The following is an 18,290-nucleotide window of genomic DNA, read 5'->3' on the forward strand; positions in this document are numbered from 1 at the left end:
TCAGTGGCACTGCTTGCCGTGGCAATGCAGAAGTAACCCATGCGGTTGAGCATTTTTTCGATCTGCAGGACATGGGCGTGAAGGGGGTCCACGATGAGGATGCGCAGGTGTTTGTCGATCATGGAAAGTACCTGTCAGCGTACGAGTGGGTAAGGGCCCAGCGTAGCGATGACAGGTACGGATTGGATTAAGACGGGTCTGAAAAATCGGCGTGCGCAGAGTCCTGCGCCGCCTGCAATACCCGCAACAAATTCCCGCTCCAGATATTCGCCACCTGCTGCTCGCTATACCCGGCGTCCAGCAACCGCTGGGTGATCACCGGCAACTGGCTGACATCTTCCAGCCCTGTCACGCCGCCACCGCCGTCCCAGTCGGCGCCGATACCCACGTGGTCCGGGCCGGCCACTTCCAGCAGATGCAGCAGGTGCTTCATGAAGACATCGAGGCTGGCCTTGGGTTGGGCGAATTGCTGGTTGATCGTGTCGCGTTCCTGGTACAGCGCTTTGGTCTGCTCCGGGCTGAGGGCGGCGAGGTTGTGGAAGCGTGCGCCGAGCGCGGCCATGGCTTTGTTGCGGTCCGGGTTGGGCGTGAGGGGGATCAGGTAGTCGCTGTAGGCGTTGACCTGTATCACACCGCCCTTGGCCGCCAGTTGGCGCACGCGGTTGTCGTCGAGGTTGCGCGGGTGCGGGTTGACTGCGCGGCTGCTGGAGTGCGATGCGATGAGCGGCGCGCTGGACAACGCCAGCATCTGGTCGAACACCGCGTCGCTGGCGTGGGACACATCCAGCAGAATGCCCAGGCGGTTGGCCCGTTGCACCAGGTCACGACCCTTGGGGCTCAAGCCTTTCCATTCCGGCAGCGCGGTGGCGGAGTCGGCCAGGTCGTTGTTCATGAAATGCACCAGGCCGAGCATGCGCAGGCCCTGGCGGTAGTAGGTGTTGAGCAACTCGGGGTCGGAGCTGAGCGGGTCGGCGTTTTCCATGCTGATAAACACCACGCGCTTACCCTGGGCGGCGATACGCCGGGCGTCGTCGGCGGTGCGCGCCAGGGCAAAGCTGTCGGGGTTGCGGTCGATCACATCGCGGATGCGGGTGAGGGTGGCCAGGCCATAGGCGCTGGCGTACGCGCGGCCTTCTTCGGTGCGTGGGCCCTGGGGCGTGTAGACCGCGAAAAACCCACCGTCCAGACCGCCTTCGCGCATGCGCGGCAAGTCGACCTGGCTGCCATCCTGGCGATAATCATGGCGTTCGAGGATGTTCCAGCCGGGGCGGGTCAGGGTCAGCGGCGTATCCAGATGGCTGTCGAGTACCAGCAGGCGTTGGTGCAAGGCCAGGGTGGTCGGGCTGACCAGGGTGTCGGCGTTCGCCAACAGCGGTAGCAAGGCAAGCAGCAGCAGGCGTTTTTGCATCGTCAGAACTCCATGCTCAGGGTGCTTTGGAAGGTGCGTGGCGAGCCCGGGCGGAACACGGCGGGGCCGCTGGTGCTGGTGAGGATGTAGCCCAGGTAGTCCTTGTCGAACAGGTTGTCGACGTTGAAGCGCAGCTTGAGGTTTTTCAGCGGGCCGTAATGCAGGCGCTCGCCACCCAGGTCCAGGTAGGCGTTGTAGAGGGTGTAGCCGGGCACCGATTCGCTGTTGGTGAAGTTGCTGTAGCGCTCGCCGATATAGCGTGCCGAAAAGTTCAGCAACGCCCACGGCGCCAGCTCGTAAGTGACCCCGGCCTGGGCCAGCCAGCGCGGGCTGTCGGGCACGTCGTTGTCGCGAATCGACAGGCCGCCGGCATCGTTCTGAAAGGTGGATTTGTTGTAGGTCAGGTTGCCGTTGAGCACGACCTTGTCAGCCAATATCGGCAGCTTCCATTGCCCGCTCAGTTCGGTGCCGTACGCCTGCACCTTGCCGACGTTCTGGTAGTAGGTTTCCACCTGGCTGCTGCCGGGCACCGGTGAGGCGAAGGCTTGCAGGCGGTTGTCGAAGTCGGTGCGGTACAGCGCCCAGGCGGCGTTGAAGGTCGGGTGGTTGATGCGGTAGCCCACCTCGTAGTTCTTCGCCCGTTCGGCCTCGGCCTCGGGTGGCGGTGCGCTGGGGCTGGCGGCGCGGAATATATCGTCGGCGCCGCGTGGCAGCGCCATGTTTTGCGAATAGGAGGCGAACACCTGGGTGTCGTCGGTCAGGTTGTAGACCAACCCGGCCTGGGGCAGGAACGCGTCATTCCATTGGGTGGCCAGGCGCGGCTGGCGGTTGTTGATGTAGTCGCCGGCGTTGCGATAGCCCTCGATACGGTACTTGAGGTGCAGGCTCTTGAAGCCGAACTGCAGGCGCAGGCGGTCGTCGAGCAGCGTCCAGGTGTCTTTGAGGTGGTACTGCAGCGAGTTGCGCGTGGAGCTGAAATCGCCCTGCAGGTGCACCGGCTCATCGAACAAAGGCTCGCCGGCCGGGCTGCCATCGGTCAGGTTGTAGCGCGCTTGCTGGCGGTTGAATACATCGGTTTCGGCCCACAGGCCGGTGTCGATCTGGTGTTGGCCGACCTCCCATTGCAGCCCGGTGCGCCCGCCGAAACGATGGCCGCTGAGGGACGACAAGCCATACTGCACGCCGCGTGGCGCAAACAAGCCGTCCACATTGCCTTCAGCATTGTGCAGCGCCAGCGAGGTGCCATAGGCCTCGGGGGATACGCCAAAGCCTTTTTTGGCCTCGTAGTAGAGCGTGGTGTAGTTGAGCAGGTCCGGGCGGATCTCGAACTGGCCGCCCAGGCTGTACAGCGTGTCACGCCGCTGGTTGACCGCCTGTTTGTAGAACTGGTTGTAGTTGGTGTTGCTGTAACGCACGCCGGGCACGGTTTCGGGCAGGTCCGGCAGGCTGTCGAGGTAGGCGAAGTAGCGGCCCGAACGGCCAAACGGGTCGTTGGCGGTGCCGTCGTACTGCGCGATGCTGACGTAAGGCGAGTCGTAGTCATAGAAGGAATTGTGCACCGCCCGCAGCCACACCTCATCGCGGTCGCCGAAGCGATAGCGCACCTTGGCTTCCAGGTGTTCGCGGTCGATAGTGCCGGGGCCGCGCCACAGGTCTCCGTCGATTTTCGAGCGGCTGAAATACCCTGACAGCCCCTGATACTCACCGCTTTGCAGCTTGACGAAACTGCGCCGCAAGCTGTCGCTGCCCAGGGTGTAGGACAGGCTGGCGCCGGGCTTGAGCGTGGGGTTGCTGGTCTGATAATCCACATACGGCCCCAGCGAGGCGTAGCCCGATTGCGACACATCGCCGGCGCCGGTGGAGGCGGTGACGCGCTCGGTGTTTTCGTTGTCGACGTAGCGGTAGATCGGGCTGCCGCCGAACTGGTCGGTGCGGCCCAGCGGCACGCCGTCAATGGAAAACCCGATCTGCTGCAAGTTGAAGGCGCGCACGAACACCGAATTGCCGAACTCATACAGGCCCAGGGCATCGTTGACCTGCACGTTGAAGCCGGGCAGCGCCTCGAGCATTTTCAGCCCCGAGGTGCCGGCCGGCGCCGACAGCAAAGCCTGGTGGGAGATGGTCAGGGTGTTGCTGATCTTGTCTTCGCCGATGGCGGCGCTGGCTTCGGTGACGCGTGCACCCACCACCTCGACTTTGCTCAGTTGCGCTTCGGTGGAACTGGCGGCCTGCGCCGCCCAACTTGAATCGGCCACCAACAGGCTGGCGAGCAGGGTTTTACGGTACTGAGCAATCATTGTCGGTCCTTGGCAAAAGTGTGGGGTTAAGCCTCGGCGTGGGCCTGGGCGAGAAACTCGGGGTGGGCCCACTCATGCACGCTGAAGTCGTTCTGCAGGAAGCCGCGCTGCACCAGAAAGTCCTTTTTCAGCTCCAGGGCGGCGAGGTTCTGTGGCGTCAGTTGCGGCACGAAGTCCAGCTCGGCGATGGCGCGGCGGATAAACCCGGCATCCGGCAGGAAGGTGACCCGGGTGAACAGTTCGGCCGCGGCGTCGCGGTGCTGGTTGATCCAGCGCCCGGCGCGGATCGCGGCGCGTAGAAAGGCCACCACCACCTCCGGGTGTTCTTCGGCGAAGGCCCGGTTGACGGTGGTGGCGTAGGGGCCGTTGTGGTTTTTCAGGGTCCAGTCGGGGTAGCGCTCCAGGTCTTCGATGACCGTGAACTCACCGCTGGCGAGCAGCGCCGGCACATGCCCGGCCGCCACATGCACAGCGTCGACGCGGCCTTCGGCCAGGGCCTGCACCTCATGCCCGGGCTTGCCATGCAGGCCATGCAGTTGCGACCAGAACGCCGACGGCCGCACCGCTGGCTGCAAGGTATGGGGATCGCCTTCATCCTCCAGTTCGATCAGGCGTACTTGTGATGGCTCCAGCCCCGCCAACTGCAGGGCGTTGAACAGGCCGTGCTCGGCCAGCGCCTTGAGCACATCGACCCGCGCCTTGTTGCGGCTGACCGGCACCCCGATGCGCTTGCCGAACAGGTCGGCGACCTGGCGGATACGCCCTTCGGCACGCACCAGTACCTGGCCGGCACGCTGGGTGGCGGTGGTGGCGACCAGCAGCGTATCGGCCTGGTCGGCACGCGCCCACAAGGCCGGCACTGCGCCGCCGTCGCGAATCAAGCGTGGCTCGGCATGGGTGAAGTGCGGCAACCAGCCGCGGTTATCGGGCAGCGAACGCAAGTAGATCGCTTCGGCGCCGACGCGTTGGTATTCCTCATCCAGCCAGCCGAATTCCACGGCGATATTCGACGCAACCAGCAGGGGGCAAATGCTGTAGTGGGTGGGCAGTGCTTGGCTCATGGCAGACTCCTTGGGGCGGGTGGGGTGGCATTCAGGCGTTCGAGGCCCTGTTGCAGGTCGGCGAGCAAGTCCTCGACCGCTTCAAGGCCCACATGCAGGCGCAGCAGCACGCCGGGTTCAATCTGGGCTGAGGGGTGGGGTTGTTGTTGGCGAATCAGGCTTTCGAAGCCGCCCCAACTGGCGCCCATGGCGAACAGCTGCAGGCTTTCGAGAAAGGTCTTGGTCAGCGGCGCATGGACCGGTTTGAGCACCACGCCGAACAGCCCGGTGGAACCGAGAAAATCGCGTTTGAACAGCGCGTGGCCCGTGGCGTGCGGCAGCGCGGGGTGCAGCACCTGGGCCACTTCGGGGCGCTGTTGCAGCCAGTGCGCGAGGGTCAGCGCCGAATCCTGGTGCTGGCGCAGGCGTACGCCCAGGGTGCGCAGGCCGCGCAGGCCCAGGTAGGCGTCGTCGGCGCTGGCGATATAGCCCAATTGGCGCACGTGTTCGCGCACGCTCGAATACAGGGCCTGGGTGGTGACGATCACGCCGAGCATGGCGTCGCTGTGCCCCACCAGGTACTTGGTAGCGGCATGAATCGAGATGTCCACGCCGTGCTCGAAGGCTTTGAAAAACAGCGGCGTGGCCCAGGTATTGTCGAGCATCAGCAACGCGCCGTGGGCGTGAGCGGCACGCGCCAGTGCGGGTATGTCCTGCACTTCAAAGGTGCCGGAGCCCGGCGCCTCGGCATACACCAGGCGCGTGTTGGGGCGCAGCAACCCGGCGATGTCGGCACCGAGCATCGGCGCAAAATAGCTGGCCTGGATGCCGTAGCGCGGCAGCACCTGGTCGAAAACCTGGCGGGCATGCCAGTAGCAGTTGTCGGTTACCAGGATATGGTCGCCGGCCCGTGCCACTGCCAGCACCGCGCCGACAATCGCGGCCAGCCCGCTGGGCATGATCAGCCCCCGGAAACCGCCTTCCAGCTGCGCCACGGCATCTTCGAAGGCGGCAGTGGTGGGGTTGCCGTTACGCCCATAGATATGCCCGCGATAGTGCGGGTCATCAGCTTGTTGCAGGTGGTTTTGCAGGGTGCCGGTGTCGGGCCAGATAAAGGTCGAGCTGCGGTACACCGGAGTGTTGACGGTACCGGCGTGGTTGGCTGGGTCGCGGCCCAGGTGAGTCAGGAGGGTGTCGTCGCGCACGGGTTGGGTACTCATGGAGAGGCTCATGCGCGTTCCAGCCGCTTGGCCCAGCGTGAAAGGGGGTAGATGTAGATAAAGAACGCGATAAACACCAAGCCGTAGGCGGGCAGCAGCAGGTCGCTGCGCAATTGGCTGGCGAGGTGCGACTGCACGGTGGTCATCAGCTCTTCCACACCCAGCAGATTGGCCAGGGAAGTGGACATGGTCACCGCGCAATACAGGTTCATCCACGGCGCCACCAGGCTCGGCAGGGTCTGTGGGATGATCACGTGGCGCAGCGCCTGGCCGTGGCTCATGCCCAGGGCCTGGGCGGCCTCCCATTGGCCGGTAGGCACCGCACGCACGGCGCCGCGCACGATCTCCGACACGTAGCCGATGGCAGGCAGCGCCAGGCCCAGGGCAACCTTGAGCCAGTCCGGCAACTGCCACCAGCGCCCGGCCCACTGCACTTCATAGGGCAGCAGGTAAGCCACGTAAAACATCACCACCAGCCACGGCAGGTTGCGCAGCCAGCGGCTCAGATGGCCGGCGGCGCGGCGCAGGCGCGGGTGAGCGCTGACCTGCTGGCTGCCCAGCAACACGCCGGCCAGCGTCGCCACCAGCATGGCGGTGATGCCCATCAGGATATTCAAGCCAAAGCCTTGCAGCAGTGCCGGCGCCCACTGCCACAGCAACGTGAGCGGGGTAGGTTCAGGCAGCATCGGGCAGCTCCTGGCCGGGCAGGCGCAGGTAGTTTTCCAGGCGGCGCAACAGCCAACTGCTGGCGCCGATCAGCAGCAGCCAGACCAGCAATAACACCTGCATCATCTCGGCGACGTTGAAGTTGTCCGACCAGATCCGGTTGCTTGCATAGAGCAGTTCCGGTACCGCAATCGCGTAGGCAATCGAGGTGGATTTGATGGTTTGCACCACCGTATTGCCCATCGCCGGCAAGCTGTTGCGCAGCGCCAGCGGCAGCACGATATGCAACAGCACGGTGCGCCCCTGCATGCCCAGGGCTGCTGCCGCATCGAGGGTGGTACGAGGCACGGCGTCGATACCGGCGCGCAGGTTATCAGCCTGGAAGGCGCCACTGTGCAGGGCGATCACGATGATTGCCCACTGCGTACCGTTGAGCAGGCGCACACTGGCGCCATCCACCAACGGCAGCAATGCACCCACCCCGAAGTAGAAAAAGAACAATTGAACCAACAGCGGCGTATTGCGAAACAGCGCGACGTAAGCCGCACTGAGATTGCGCCACAACGCCCGGCGCGAGCCCAGGCCGGCGGCGCCCGCTACGCCAATCACCAGCGACAGCGCAATGCTCGCCACCGACAGCAACAGGGTCAGGCCCAGGCCGAGCAGGAAGCGCTGGCGGTCCATCGGGTCCCACAGGATGCTCAGCAGCAGGCCATGCTGTTCCAGCCACAGGCGCAGGTTGACCTCATTCATGGCTGGCCCGCGCATGTTGCTGCGCCACCCAGGCATTTGGTGCCAGGCCATAGCGCTGTTCCAGGCCGATAATCACGCCGTTGGCGTGCCAGCCTTCGACGATGCCCGACACCGCCGCGAGCAACTCGGGCTGGCCCTTGCGCAAGGCGATGCCCCAGGGCGCCGGGTCCTGCCCGGGCAACTTGACCTCGTAGTCGGCCCATTCCGGCTGGCGCGCCAGGGCGCTGTACAGCGCATCGTCGCCCATTGCGCCCACACAGCGGCTGTCAGCCACCGCCTTGCGCACTTCGGCGGTACCGTTGAACGAGGCGAATTGCACGCCATAGCGGCTTTCAAACGGGCGCACCCACACACTGGTAGCCGGCGCGCACAGGGTTTTGCCGCGCAGGCTTTGCCAGTCCGGCACGGCCGTGCGCTTGGGCGCAAACACCGTAGCGGCCGAGCTGTAAAAACCCGGGCTGGCAAAATCCACCTCCCGCCGCCGCGCCGCAGTGTCGAGCAGCGAGGTGACCAACACTTCACAGCGCCCCTGATCGAGGAACAGCAAACGGTTCATCGGGTTGACCTGCACCAGTTGCAGCTTCAGCGGCTGGCCCACCTTGGCCGACAGCTGGTGTTGCAGGTCGACGATCAAATCCATGATCAACCCAGCCGGCTTGCCCTGAGCGTCGAGGGTCTTGAACGGCGGGAACTCATCGCTGGTGCACACGTTGAGAGTGCCACGCGAAAGAGCACGTTCCAGCAAGGGCTCGGCGTGGGCATGCAGTGCCCCCAATGCAACTACAACCAAGATCGCACGCTTAAAAAAACCGGTCGGCTCCAAGGCCGCCGCGCTTCGCTGTTGATCCTGAGCGCCCCATCGACCACGCTGGCCGCAGGCGAGGTGCCGAGTGGTGGGGCAAGAGCCCTTTGGTTACTTTTGGGGCTCTTTTCCAAAAGTGACCCGCCGTAAGGGCGGAACCCGTACCAGCCATCACCAAAACAACGGATATGTACCCCAAAATCAGCACCTGACACACCGCCATCACAACCAATCCTGCTCCCACATTTGAACAGCCGCGCCTCAGCAACCGCACTCATGCCGCACTCCAACCCAACCGCGAACGCTGCGCCGCCCCACTCGGGAAGGGCTGCGGCGTACCGAGCTGCTGCGCCAGAAATGTCAGGTACGCTGCCTCCTCCAGATTCACCAACAACCGCGTCGTCGCCAACACACCCCGCTCCGACCAGGCAAACGGACCATGATTGGCCAGCAACGCCGCCGGCGCCCGAGGGTGTTCACGCAACGCCGCCACCACCGGCTCCGGCGCATAACGCGGGCCCCAGGCGGTCAGCGGAATCTCCTGGTCTTCATCCAGCACCCCCAGCAACTGCGTGGCATGCGCACGCAGCGGGCGCCCGGCAATCGCGAAGGCGGTCAGGTACAGCGAGTGCGTGTGAATCACCGCATTCACCAACGGCCGCTCGCGATAGATCGCCACATGCAGCGCCGCCACTTCCTTGAGGTTATCGGTGAGGCTGCCCTGGCTGTGTTGCAGGTCGAAATCGACAATCGCCGCCACGCCACTGTCGGCGCCACTGAGCGAGGCGATCACCAGCCGTTCCTCGCCCGGCAGCCGCAGGCTGATGTTGCCGGCCTCATTGCTCGACAACACCTGGTGCTTGATCAGCAACTGTTTGGCCAGGGCAAATTCGTGTTCGAACACTTGGGTAAAACGCACAGGATCAAAGCTCATGGGAACTCCTTGTCGGGTCAGAAGCGGTAGTCGGCTTTCACGTAGTAGAAGGCGCCCTCGGCACCCGCTGGCGAGATGCTCTGGTAGGCCACGCGCCCGCCGACAAAGCGGTTGGCCACGTCGATCTTGTCCGGGTAGCTGTCGAAAATATTGTTGCCGCCCAGCGTCAGGGTGAGGGCCTGGCTGATGTCGTAGGACACGCTGGCGTTGCTCACCCATTGCGCGGAAAACCGCTGGTCGCGGGCTTCGCCAAGGTTTGAATCGAGGGTGTAGGTGCCGTAGCGAATCGTGTTGACGCTGGCCTGCCAGGCGCCCTTGCGCCAGTCGGCACCGAGGATCAGCTTGCTGTTGGGCGAGGCGCTTTCCACGTAGCTCAGGGCTTCGCGGTTGATCAGGGTGATGCCGGTGCCGGCCAACGGGCCGGGGTTGTCCTTGATGTCGGTGACCTGGGTCTTGCTGTAATTGAAGGCGCCGTTGAGGGTCAGCTGGCTGGCATCCGCCAGGTCCAGGCGATACTGGGCGGCTACGTCGACGCCGCTGGTTTTGGTGTCCAGCGCGTTAGTAAAAAAGCTCACGCCGGAGTAGTTGCCATAGCCCTGGTTCGCGAGGATCTGGCTGACCTGGGGGCCGCTGAGGGTTTCCGACAGGGCGATACGGTCCTTGATGCGGATGTGATACGCATCCACGCTGACACTCGCCCGTTCAATCGGCTGCCACACCACGCCCAGGGACAGGCTGGTGGATTTCTCCGGTTTCAGGTCGCTGGCGCCGAGGGCGCGTGCCACCGGGGTATTCACGCTGACGGTGCCGACCTGGTAGGCGGTGGGGTCACCGGCCTTGAATTCGGTCTGGGTGGCGGAGGTGCCGATCTGCCCCAGGGTGGGGGCGCGGTAACCGCTGCTCAGGGTCGAGCGCAGGCCCCACTGGGGCGTGAAGTCATAGCGAGCGGAAAACTTGCCGGTGGTCGTGGTGCCGAAATCGTCGTAGTGCTCGCTGCGCCCGGCCAGGCCCAGTTGCAGCTGCTCGGTGACTTGCTGTTCCAGGCCCAGGTAGCCGCCGAATACGTGGCGGGCATAGCGGCCTTCGTCGCTATCCTGGGTGCCGGGAAAGCCCTGGGCGCCACCGGCGCGAGTGGGCAGGGCCGTGCCGTGGGCCCATGAGGCGAGGTCGCCGGCGATCACCTCATACGATTCGTTGCGCCATGCCAGGCCGCTGGAAAACACCAGGGGGCCGGCGCCCCAGCCGACCTTGAATTCCTTGACATGGTCCAGGCCGATATTGGTTTGCTCGTTGACCAGCGCCCCGGCGTTGAAGCTTGTGGGGCTGGCAGGGCCGAGGCTGGAGTTGAGCGAGTCGCTGAGGTGATAGTCGATGCGGTTGCGCCCGTAGTTGGCACTGAGGTCGAAGGTCCCCAGTTGCTCATCGCGAATCTTCACCCCGCCGGTGGCCGAGGCATCCCGCGAGCGCACATCGAGCAGCGGCAAAAAACCATTGGGGTACACCGCCACCAGGTTGTTGGGGTCGATGGGGCGGCGAAAGGTGGCCTGGGATTCGCCGGTGCGGTCCTGGTAGGTGGCGAAGCCGTACAGGTCCACCGCGTCGTTCAGCGACAGGCCGGTATTGAGTGCCAGGTTCCAATCCTCAAGGCCTGGCGATCCGTAGCGCCAGTGGCGGTCGGCATCCGCTTCGCGAGTATCGCCGGCGGGGTAGAACTGCCGGCCATCCTTGCCGTCGGTCGAGGTGCGTTCGCTGCGCAAGCCTTCGCCGCTGAGGGTAAGGAAGCCGTCACCGGGCAGGGTGAAACCGCTCCAGCCACCTACCGAGCGGCGAAAACCATCGCCTTTGGTGTATTGGCCAAACGTGCTTTGCACGGCACCGCCGTGGTCCTGCTCCTTGAGCACAATATTGATCACCCCGGCGATCGCATCGGAGCCGTATTGGGCCGAGGCGCCATCACGCAGCACTTCGATATGGTCGACGGCGCTGACCGGTATGGTCGACAGGTCCACGGCTTGGGAGCCACGGCCCAGGGTGGCCTTGGTATTGACGAACGCCGAGGCGTGCCGGCGTTTGCCGTTGACCAGCACCAACACCTGGTCGGCCGCCAGCCCGCGCAACGACACCGGCCGTTGCGATGACACGCCATCGGTGCCGTTGACCTGCGGGTAGTTCACCGAAGGCACCAGGCTTTCCAGGGCTTTGGCCAGGTTGTCGGTGCCGGCGCGCTCTAACTGCGCGCTGCTGATCACATCCACCGGGGCCGAGCTTTGCAGGGCGGTGACGTCGCTGCGGCGGGTACCGATGACCTCCACCGATTTCAAGCGAGGCACCAATGGCTCGCTGTTGACGGCGGCTGCGGGAGCGCCGGGGCTGGCCAGCCGATGAATCAATACGGCACCGCTGGCGGTCTGGCTGAAGCCCAGCTGGGAACCACTCAAGGCAATGTCCAGCGCCTGTTCCTGGCTCAGGCGGCCCTGGATCGAACGGCTCGCACGGCCTTCCACCAGCGGCGGGTCAAACGCGATGGGATGGCCGCTTTGCTGGGAGATGCTCAGCAGCACCTCATCCAGTGGGCCTGCGGGTATATCGAAATCAATCACCGACTGTATGGACGCCGCCGCGTTTTGCCCCAACGCCAGGTTCGGCAGCGCCAGGCCGCCCAAGGCCAATGCGCAGGCCAGCGGCGCCAGGGTGAATCCTGTTTTCAACATGCAAATCTGCTCCGGGTCGTGATGTTCTTTACGACCTTGAGCAACTTCGAGCGCAGATTTTCACTAATAAGTTAGACCGATTAGTTGGGTCTCTAGATGATTTTGTTGCGCGTATAAGCTTCGAACAAACTGATCTAAGTGCGCAGTGAAAATATAAGGGAGTATCTGCACAAGGGTACTGACAGCCAGCACCGGTTGTCCGCGCACAGCATACGACGTTCAACTTCACGAACGCGTACGGCGGTCTGCACGCTTACGGAAAAGCTCATCAGGAGACAGATGCCCATGTCTGAAATATCAGTGTTAAACCCGCTTGGCCCGGTGCCTAGCGTCCATTGCGAAAACACCGTGCCACGCAGCATGGTGCACCGTGCTGCCGTCAGCGAAGTATTCCTTACCGGCGCAGAGTGGGTGAAAGAAGGACACTTTCGTTGCAGTGCGCAACTACCGCGCACCCACAGTTACTTCAGCGAACATACTCACCGCGCCGCACACTACGACATGCTGTTATTGCTTGAAGTGTTCCGCCAGGCGTCGATTTATATTTCCCATGCATTCCTTGGTGTGAGTGCCCAGGACAAGTTTATTTACCTGGACAGTGTCACCCGCGTGACCGAACGTAGTTTGCTGGTAGTCGGCGATCGCCCGGCCTCCGCGCAGATCGACGTGCAGGTCGTGGACGAGTACCTGCGCCACGGCGAGCGCAGTGGCGTCACCTTGAACATGTCGCTGAGCATCAATGGCGAAGTTGCCGCACGGCATGAGCGCATGAGCATTCGCTGGATGAGCAGTGCGGCGTGGAACAAGATGCGCGCCCGTGGCCTGGCGGCCATCCCGGTGGATGCCGACCCGCTGGTGCAGCTACCGCCACCCTTGAGCCCCTCCGCCGTGGGGCGGCATTGGCTGAACAATGTGGTGCTGGGCCGCGAGCTGGAGCAGCGCGCCGAGAGCCTGGTGGCGCCGCTGATCGTGGACCTGAACAACCCGGCGATCTTCGACCACCCCCTGGACCATATCCCCGGCATGCTCTTGCTCGAGGGTTTCCGGCAAGTGGCGCTGGTGGTGGCTGACCGGCAATTGCAGGTCGGCCCCGAGCAATTGTTGTTGTCGCGCTGCCATGTGGTGTTCACGCGCTTTGGCGAGTTTGGCCTGCCGACGCGTGTACGTGCCGACCTCAACTCCCTGGCCAGCGATGAACAAGGTCGTATCACCCTGGCGCTGGATGTGGAGCAGGGCGCGGTGGTGATCGCCACTGCCGAGCTGGAGTTGCTGCCGGTGGTTGCGAGCCAGCCCCTGGCCCTGGTGGCAGGGGGTGTGCGATGAGTGATTTACAGTTTATCTGGTTCGATTTTGGCGGCGTGCTGTCGCCGCCGATCCCGGCCCTGTTCGAGCAATATCAGGTCAAGACCGGCCTGGCCCCGCGTGTGCTGCAGCAGGCCATGAGCGATGTGGCCGATGAGCTGGGGGTGCCGATGCTGGCCCCGGTGGAGAACGCCTTGCTCACCGAAGAGCAGTGGGGTACGCGCCTGGCGAACGCGTTGCGCCGCCGTGACCCGCAGATTGATTTGTCCCGTGCGCACCTGACGACCTTCGGCGCGCAATGGTTCGCCGGGGTGCCGGCCAATGCGCCATTGGTGGCCGCTGTGCGGGCGCTGAAACGTGCCGGATTTCGTGTCGGCATTCTCACCAACAATGTCGTGGAGTGGGAACTGCACTGGCGGGCCATGGTGGGCCTGGATGAGGTGGTGGACCTGATCGTCGATTCCAGTCAGGAAGGCAGCCGCAAACCGGACGCGGCGTTTTTCCAGGTGGCCACCGCTCGCTCGGGCGTCGCGCCGCAGCACAGCCTGTTGATCGACGACGTGGCGGAAAACATCGAAGCCGCCGCGGCGTTGGGCTGGCAAGTGCTGCACTTTATCGACAACCACCAGGCCCTTGCCCAGTTGCAGCGGCTTACCGCTGTGAGTCTGTTACCCGCTGCCGTGGAGCCTGCCTGATGAATATCGCCGTGATTGCCACACCGCAGGTCACCGTGGCGCGTATCCCACATCTGGATGCGCCGCCGGCCTATCAACCCGCCAGCCCCGCCAATGGCCTGCCGAGAATTGTGCTGCCCAGCGGCCACCTGGCGTTTCACCTGACCCGTTACGAGCACGTGCAAGCGTTGCTGCTGGACAACCGTGCGATCCGTGCACCGTGCAACGAAGAGGATGGCGCCAGCTTTTTACCCACGATCACGCCGCCCGAACTGCTGCTTAACAATGACATCCCCGACCACGGCCGCCTGCGCAAAGTGGTCGCCCGGGACTTCAGCCCCAGTGGCGTGGCCGTGCTGCGCGACAAGGTCGAGCAGGCCACCCATGAGCGCCTCGATGTACTGCAACGCCAGGCGCCCGGTGCGGATCTGTTTGCCCAGGTGCTCGACCACATCCCCGCGACGGTGGATTGCCAGTTGCTCGGCATTCCCTTGAGTGATCGTGAGTATTACCGGCCGCTCAGCCATACCGTGCAGGTGGCGTCGGATGCGGATGTGCCGGAGCTGCTGAACCAGTTCTGGGGCGTGTACAACTACCTCACGGACATGGTCACCGGCGCACGGCCGACCTCTCCCGATGGGCTGATCCAGCGTTTTGTCGCCACCCGCGCCGACAGTGAACCTGCGCTGAACGACAAGGAACTGGTGGGCATCCTGCTCGGCGTATTGATCGGTGGCGACCAGAATATCCTCACCGTGCTGACCAAGTCGGTGTACACCCTGCTGGCAGCGCCCGAGCTGTGGCAGCAATTGGTGGAGGACCCAGGGTTGATTCCGGATGCTGTCGAAGAGCTGCTGCGGCTGATCCCGCTGGGCACCATTTCGACCTTTCCGCGCCTGGCCAGCGTGGACCTGGAAGGGCCATGGGGGTTGATCCCCGAGGGCAGCATCATCTATGCCGATGCGTTTGCCGCCAACCGTGACCCGCTGGCATTTCCCGATCCGCTGGCGATTCGCCTGGACCGTAAGGATGCGCGGCATTTGCAGTTCGGCTACGGCATGCACAACTGCATGGGCGCGGCCCTGGCACGCCTGGAAATCACCACGGTGCTGCAGATACTGGTGCAGCGCTTCCCCAACTTGCGCCTGGCGGTGCCGGCGGACCAGGTGCCCTGGGTCGACGGCATCATCCTGCGCCGTCCTGCCCGCTTGCCGGTGCACGGCTTTACTTCAACCTGACCCTGGAAGGACCCATGAAAAACTCCTTTGCCGATACGGCTCTACTGACCATCATCCTGCTGGCGATATTTGTGGTGCCCAGCTCCATCTCCGGTACGGCCCTCGCGCTGCCGGCCATCGGCGCCGATATTCAGGCGCCGCTGACCAGCCTGCAATGGGTGGTCAACGCGTTCAACCTGGCGTTCGCCTGCTTCACGCTGGCGTGGGGCGCGCTCGCCGATCGGCTGGGGCGCAAGCGCTGCTTTGTGGCCGGTGCGTCGCTGTATGTGCTGGCTTCGGTGTTATCCGCACTGGCCGAGAGCGCGTGGCTGCTGGATGCGGCACGCGGGCTAGCGGGCATTGGGGCGGCGGCGATTTTCTCGTGCGGCATCGCCATTTTGTCCACCCACTTCAGCGGCCCGGCGCGGCTGCGGGCGTTTGCCTTGTTCGGCACCGTGGCCGGCCTGGGCGTGAGCCTGGGGCCGACCTTGTCCGGGCTGCTGCTGGACAGCGTCGGCTGGCGTGCGATTTTCTGGGCACATGCCGTCACCCTGGTGATCGTGCTGCTGGGCAGCCCATTGATCACTCGCGACGGTGAATTGGCTGAGCGTACCGCACGCTTCGATGTGCCGGGCGCGACGTTGTTTGTGCTGGCGCTGTTGGCGCTGATGGTCGCCATTGTGCAGGGCTCGCAATGGGGCTGGAGCAGCTCGGGCGTGCTCGGCCTGGTGGCGGTTGCGGTGGTGTTGCTGGCCGCGTTCACCTGGCAGGAGCGGCGCCATCGCCAGCCGATGCTGGACCTGTCACTGCTGGCCAGCGGGCCCTTTGTCGGCCTGGCGCTGGTCACCGTGGCGGCCTCGTTCGGCTTCGTGACGTTGCTCACCTACCTGCCAAGCTACCTGTTCGGCGTGTTGCAGTTGAGCGCAACGCATGCCGGGCTGGCGATGTTATTGCTGACGGTGCCGATGTTGTTTTGCCCGATTCTGGCCGGCAAGTGGGCGGCGCGTGGGGTGTCGGCCATCGGCATCCTCAAGGCCAGCCTGATTGCGTTGCTGGTGGGCGTGGTGTCGCTGGCGTTGGTCAGCCACGTCGGTGTGGTGCTGTGGCAATTGGCGCTGCCGTTGCTGCTGGTGGGGATCGGCATGGGGCTGTCTGCCGGGCTGGTGGATGGCCTGGCCTTGAAGACCGTGCCGGAGCAGAAGGCCGGGATGGCCGCCGGTTTGCTCAACACCTTCCGCCTGGGCAGCGAGGCGATCGCCGTGGCCTTGTACGGATCGCTTCTGGCGACCCTGCTCGACAGCCAGTTGCGCGGCACGTTGAGCCGCCTGGCGCCCGACCCGAGCACCCTGCAACGTTGGATCGACGAAGTGGCCGCCGGCAACCTGGTGGGTTCGTTGCAGGCGTTGGCCGCTGACCAGGCCGGCACCGTGCACAACCTGTTTATCGGTGGCTATGACAGTGCCTTCCACGGCGTGCTGTGGGCATTGGCGGTGATTCTGCTGGTGTTGACAGTGGTGATCACCTGGCTGGTGCGCCCGCTGCGTGAACAGGAGCGGACGCAGGCGCAACTGGCCGCGCACTGAGCCTGCTTTCACACCGCCTGTGCTGGCCGCAGGCGGTGCTTTTGCGCGCCCGGAAGCTTGTCGCAGGTTATGCAAAAAATGCAGTTTGTTGGTTTTTTTTATTCTTTTATCTGGTGATGCCTGCTGGGGCAAACTGGATTTACCTGCCCGGATGCAGGTCTACCTCAAACCGACAGGCCCACCACCACTTGTCCGCTGGCGTGTGCAGTCCATGAGAATTATGGACCTATGGACCCGAATGCTTTGCTCAAGACCCGCCTTATCGGGCAAATTTTCCAGCAGCACTACAGCTGGTTGTGTGCGCGGTTGTCGTACCGCACCGGTTGCAGCCATAGTGCCGAGGACATCGCCGCTGAGACCTTCCTCAAGGTATGGATGCTGCCCGATCCCACCGCGATTCGTGAACCGCGTGCGCTGCTGACCACTATCGCCCAGCGCCTGATGTACGAGAGCTGGCGGCGGCGCGATCTGGAAAGGGCCTACCTGCAGATCCTCGCCGAAGTGCCCGAACACGTGCACCCGTCGCCCCAGGAGCAGTTGATCCTGATCGAGAGCCTGCTGGCCATCGACCGCCTGCTGGATGGCTTGTCGGGGCAAGCCAAGGCGGTGTTCGTGCACAGCCAGCTCGATGGCATGACGTACACGCAGATCAGCGAACGGCTGGGGCTGTCCTTGGGGCGCATCCACCAACTGATGACCCAGGCCCTGCGCGCCTGCTACCTGGGGTTGAGCGAGTGAGCAAACAGCCTTTGAGCGACCCGGTGGCCGAGGAGGCCATCGGCTGGCTGGTGCAGATCCAGTCCGGGGAATTCAGTGCCGCGCAGCAGGAGGCGCTGGATCAGTGGCGTGAAACCTCGGCCCATCATCGCCGGGTGTACGAGCAACTGATCGCCGGCCTGGACCAGCTCAAGGCGTCGCCGTGGCGCGGGCGCTCCAGCGCGCAGCTGTTGCGCAGCCTCGAGCAGCCCAGCAGCCGGCGGGCGTTCCTGCGCACCAGCCTGTGCGCGGTGGGGCTGGCGGCGGGGGTGGGCTGGGTATCGCGGTTCGAGGGGGCGGGGCAGTCCTATGCCACCGGCACGGGCGAACGCCGCACCTGGCAACTGGCAGACGGCAGCACCCTCAAATTGAATGCCCGCAGCCAGGTGGTCTCGACGTTTGCCGACGAGCAACGCAGCCTTGAACTGCGTGCGGGGGAAATGCTGGTGAATGCGCTGCGTCCGCTGCAGATCAGCACGCGTGCCGGGCGCATCACGGCCGGCAGTGGCCGGCTGATGCTCAGCGAACAGGGCAGCGCCGTGCGCCTGGTGACCCTTGACGCTGACGCGGTGTTGCACTTCGACGGCGGTGCGCAACAACGGGTGGCGATGCACCAGAGCACGCTGTTCGATCACCAGCGCATCCTTACCCAAATGCCCATGGCGGCCACGGAAACCGCCTGGCTCGACGGCTGGCTGGTGGTGCGCAACCAAACCCTGGCCAGCGTGGTGGACGCGATTCGGCCTTATCGCAACGGCATCGTGCGCCTCGACTCAGCGGTGGCGGGGTTGCGCGTAACCGGGCGCTTTCCGCTGGATGATGCGCACCAGACCCTGGAGGCGTTGGAACAAAGCCTGCCGATCAGGGTGAGGCAATGGGGCGGGGTGGTGGTGCTGATCGGGGCCGCCAATGGCTGACCAGCACACG

General features: G+C 64.3%; 15 protein-coding genes. 6 read left to right on the forward strand and 9 right to left on the reverse strand.

Annotated features, from left to right (window positions below; translation table 11 throughout):
* Positions 1–187 precede the first annotated feature (187 nt).
* From LRS56_10520 to LRS56_10560, 9 genes are all read right to left on the reverse strand, one after another.
* Entirely contained in the window at positions 188–1,408 is a 1,221-nt protein-coding gene (locus LRS56_10520; protein ID WDU64850.1) for a dipeptidase, read from the reverse strand.
* Between the two features lie 2 nt (positions 1,409–1,410).
* Positions 1,411–3,705, reverse strand: a complete 2,295-nt coding sequence (locus LRS56_10525; GenBank protein ID WDU64851.1) for a TonB-dependent receptor — start codon at positions 3,703–3,705, stop codon at positions 1,411–1,413.
* A 26-nt stretch (positions 3,706–3,731) separates the two neighbouring features.
* Positions 3,732–4,766, reverse strand: a complete 1,035-nt coding sequence (locus tag LRS56_10530) for an ABC transporter substrate-binding protein (GenBank protein WDU64852.1) — start codon at positions 4,764–4,766, stop codon at positions 3,732–3,734.
* Positions 4,763–5,965 (reverse strand): cystathionine beta-lyase, encoded by a 1,203-nt coding sequence (gene metC / locus LRS56_10535; GenBank protein WDU64853.1) that lies wholly within the window; start codon positions 5,963–5,965, stop codon positions 4,763–4,765. Before metC ends, LRS56_10530 begins: the two co-directional genes overlap by 4 nt.
* Before the next feature lie 8 nt (positions 5,966–5,973).
* Positions 5,974–6,651: an amino acid ABC transporter permease gene (locus LRS56_10540; GenBank protein WDU64854.1), complete on the reverse strand. Its 678-nt coding sequence runs from the start codon at positions 6,649–6,651 to the stop codon at positions 5,974–5,976.
* Positions 6,641–7,384, reverse strand: coding sequence for an amino acid ABC transporter permease (locus tag LRS56_10545; protein ID WDU64855.1), 744 nt, complete (start codon positions 7,382–7,384; stop codon positions 6,641–6,643). Before LRS56_10545 ends, LRS56_10540 begins: the two co-directional genes overlap by 11 nt.
* Positions 7,377–8,174, reverse strand: coding sequence for a transporter substrate-binding domain-containing protein (locus LRS56_10550; protein ID WDU64856.1), 798 nt, complete (start codon positions 8,172–8,174; stop codon positions 7,377–7,379). The genes LRS56_10545 and LRS56_10550 overlap by 8 nt, the downstream gene beginning before the upstream one ends.
* 286 nt (positions 8,175–8,460) lie before the next feature.
* Entirely contained in the window at positions 8,461–9,120 is a 660-nt protein-coding gene (locus LRS56_10555) for a class II aldolase/adducin family protein (GenBank protein WDU64857.1), read from the reverse strand.
* Positions 9,121–9,137: 17 nt separating this feature from the next.
* Entirely contained in the window at positions 9,138–11,831 is a 2,694-nt protein-coding gene (locus LRS56_10560; GenBank protein ID WDU64858.1) for a TonB-dependent receptor, read from the reverse strand.
* Positions 11,832–12,116: 285 nt separating this feature from the next.
* On the opposite strand from LRS56_10560, the gene LRS56_10565 reads away from it, so the two are divergent.
* The 6 genes from LRS56_10565 to LRS56_10590 all read left to right on the forward strand — a co-directional run bounded on the left by LRS56_10565 (position 12,117) and on the right by LRS56_10590 (position 18,280).
* The gene (locus LRS56_10565) at positions 12,117–13,154 is read left to right on the forward strand and encodes a ScbA/BarX family gamma-butyrolactone biosynthesis protein (GenBank protein WDU64859.1); all 1,038 of its coding nucleotides are present in this window, start codon (positions 12,117–12,119) and stop codon (positions 13,152–13,154) included.
* Positions 13,151–13,828, forward strand: coding sequence for an HAD family phosphatase (locus LRS56_10570; protein WDU64860.1), 678 nt, complete (start codon positions 13,151–13,153; stop codon positions 13,826–13,828). Before LRS56_10565 ends, LRS56_10570 begins: the two co-directional genes overlap by 4 nt.
* The gene (locus tag LRS56_10575) at positions 13,828–15,045 is read left to right on the forward strand and encodes a cytochrome P450 (protein ID WDU64861.1); all 1,218 of its coding nucleotides are present in this window, start codon (positions 13,828–13,830) and stop codon (positions 15,043–15,045) included. The genes LRS56_10570 and LRS56_10575 overlap by 1 nt, the downstream gene beginning before the upstream one ends.
* A 14-nt stretch (positions 15,046–15,059) precedes the next feature.
* Positions 15,060–16,607 carry an MFS transporter gene (locus LRS56_10580; protein ID WDU64862.1) on the forward strand — a complete coding sequence of 516 codons (1,548 nt, stop codon included), beginning with the start codon at positions 15,060–15,062 and terminating at the stop codon, positions 16,605–16,607.
* Positions 16,608–16,835: 228 nt separating this feature from the next.
* Complete coding sequence (locus LRS56_10585) at positions 16,836–17,345, forward strand: sigma-70 family RNA polymerase sigma factor (protein ID WDU64863.1); 510 nt, start codon at positions 16,836–16,838, stop codon at positions 17,343–17,345.
* Entirely contained in the window at positions 17,342–18,280 is a 939-nt protein-coding gene (locus LRS56_10590) for a DUF4880 domain-containing protein (protein ID WDU64864.1), read from the forward strand. The genes LRS56_10585 and LRS56_10590 overlap by 4 nt, the downstream gene beginning before the upstream one ends.
* The last annotated feature ends 10 nt before the right edge of the window (positions 18,281–18,290 follow it).

The organism is Pseudomonas poae (assembly GCA_028869255.1).
Taxonomy (GTDB): domain Bacteria; phylum Pseudomonadota; class Gammaproteobacteria; order Pseudomonadales; family Pseudomonadaceae; genus Aquipseudomonas; species Aquipseudomonas poae_C.

Coding starts and splice junctions, on each gene's coding strand:
- LRS56_10570 (WDU64860.1), top strand. CDS start 13,151: ATGAGTGATTTACAGTTTATCTGGTTCGATTTTGGCGGCGTGCTGTCG.
- LRS56_10560 (WDU64858.1), bottom strand. CDS start 11,831: ATGTTGAAAACAGGATTCACCCTGGCGCCGCTGGCCTGCGCATTGGCC.
- LRS56_10530 (WDU64852.1), bottom strand. CDS start 4,766: ATGAGCCAAGCACTGCCCACCCACTACAGCATTTGCCCCCTGCTGGTT.
- LRS56_10525 (WDU64851.1), bottom strand. CDS start 3,705: ATGATTGCTCAGTACCGTAAAACCCTGCTCGCCAGCCTGTTGGTGGCC.
- LRS56_10555 (WDU64857.1), bottom strand. CDS start 9,120: ATGAGCTTTGATCCTGTGCGTTTTACCCAAGTGTTCGAACACGAATTT.
- LRS56_10520 (WDU64850.1), bottom strand. CDS start 1,408: ATGCAAAAACGCCTGCTGCTGCTTGCCTTGCTACCGCTGTTGGCGAAC.
- LRS56_10540 (WDU64854.1), bottom strand. CDS start 6,651: ATGCTGCCTGAACCTACCCCGCTCACGTTGCTGTGGCAGTGGGCGCCG.
- LRS56_10545 (WDU64855.1), bottom strand. CDS start 7,384: ATGAATGAGGTCAACCTGCGCCTGTGGCTGGAACAGCATGGCCTGCTG.
- LRS56_10565 (WDU64859.1), top strand. CDS start 12,117: ATGTCTGAAATATCAGTGTTAAACCCGCTTGGCCCGGTGCCTAGCGTC.
- LRS56_10585 (WDU64863.1), top strand. CDS start 16,836: ATGGACCCGAATGCTTTGCTCAAGACCCGCCTTATCGGGCAAATTTTC.
- LRS56_10580 (WDU64862.1), top strand. CDS start 15,060: ATGAAAAACTCCTTTGCCGATACGGCTCTACTGACCATCATCCTGCTG.
- metC (WDU64853.1), bottom strand. CDS start 5,965: ATGAGTACCCAACCCGTGCGCGACGACACCCTCCTGACTCACCTGGGC.
- LRS56_10575 (WDU64861.1), top strand. CDS start 13,828: ATGAATATCGCCGTGATTGCCACACCGCAGGTCACCGTGGCGCGTATC.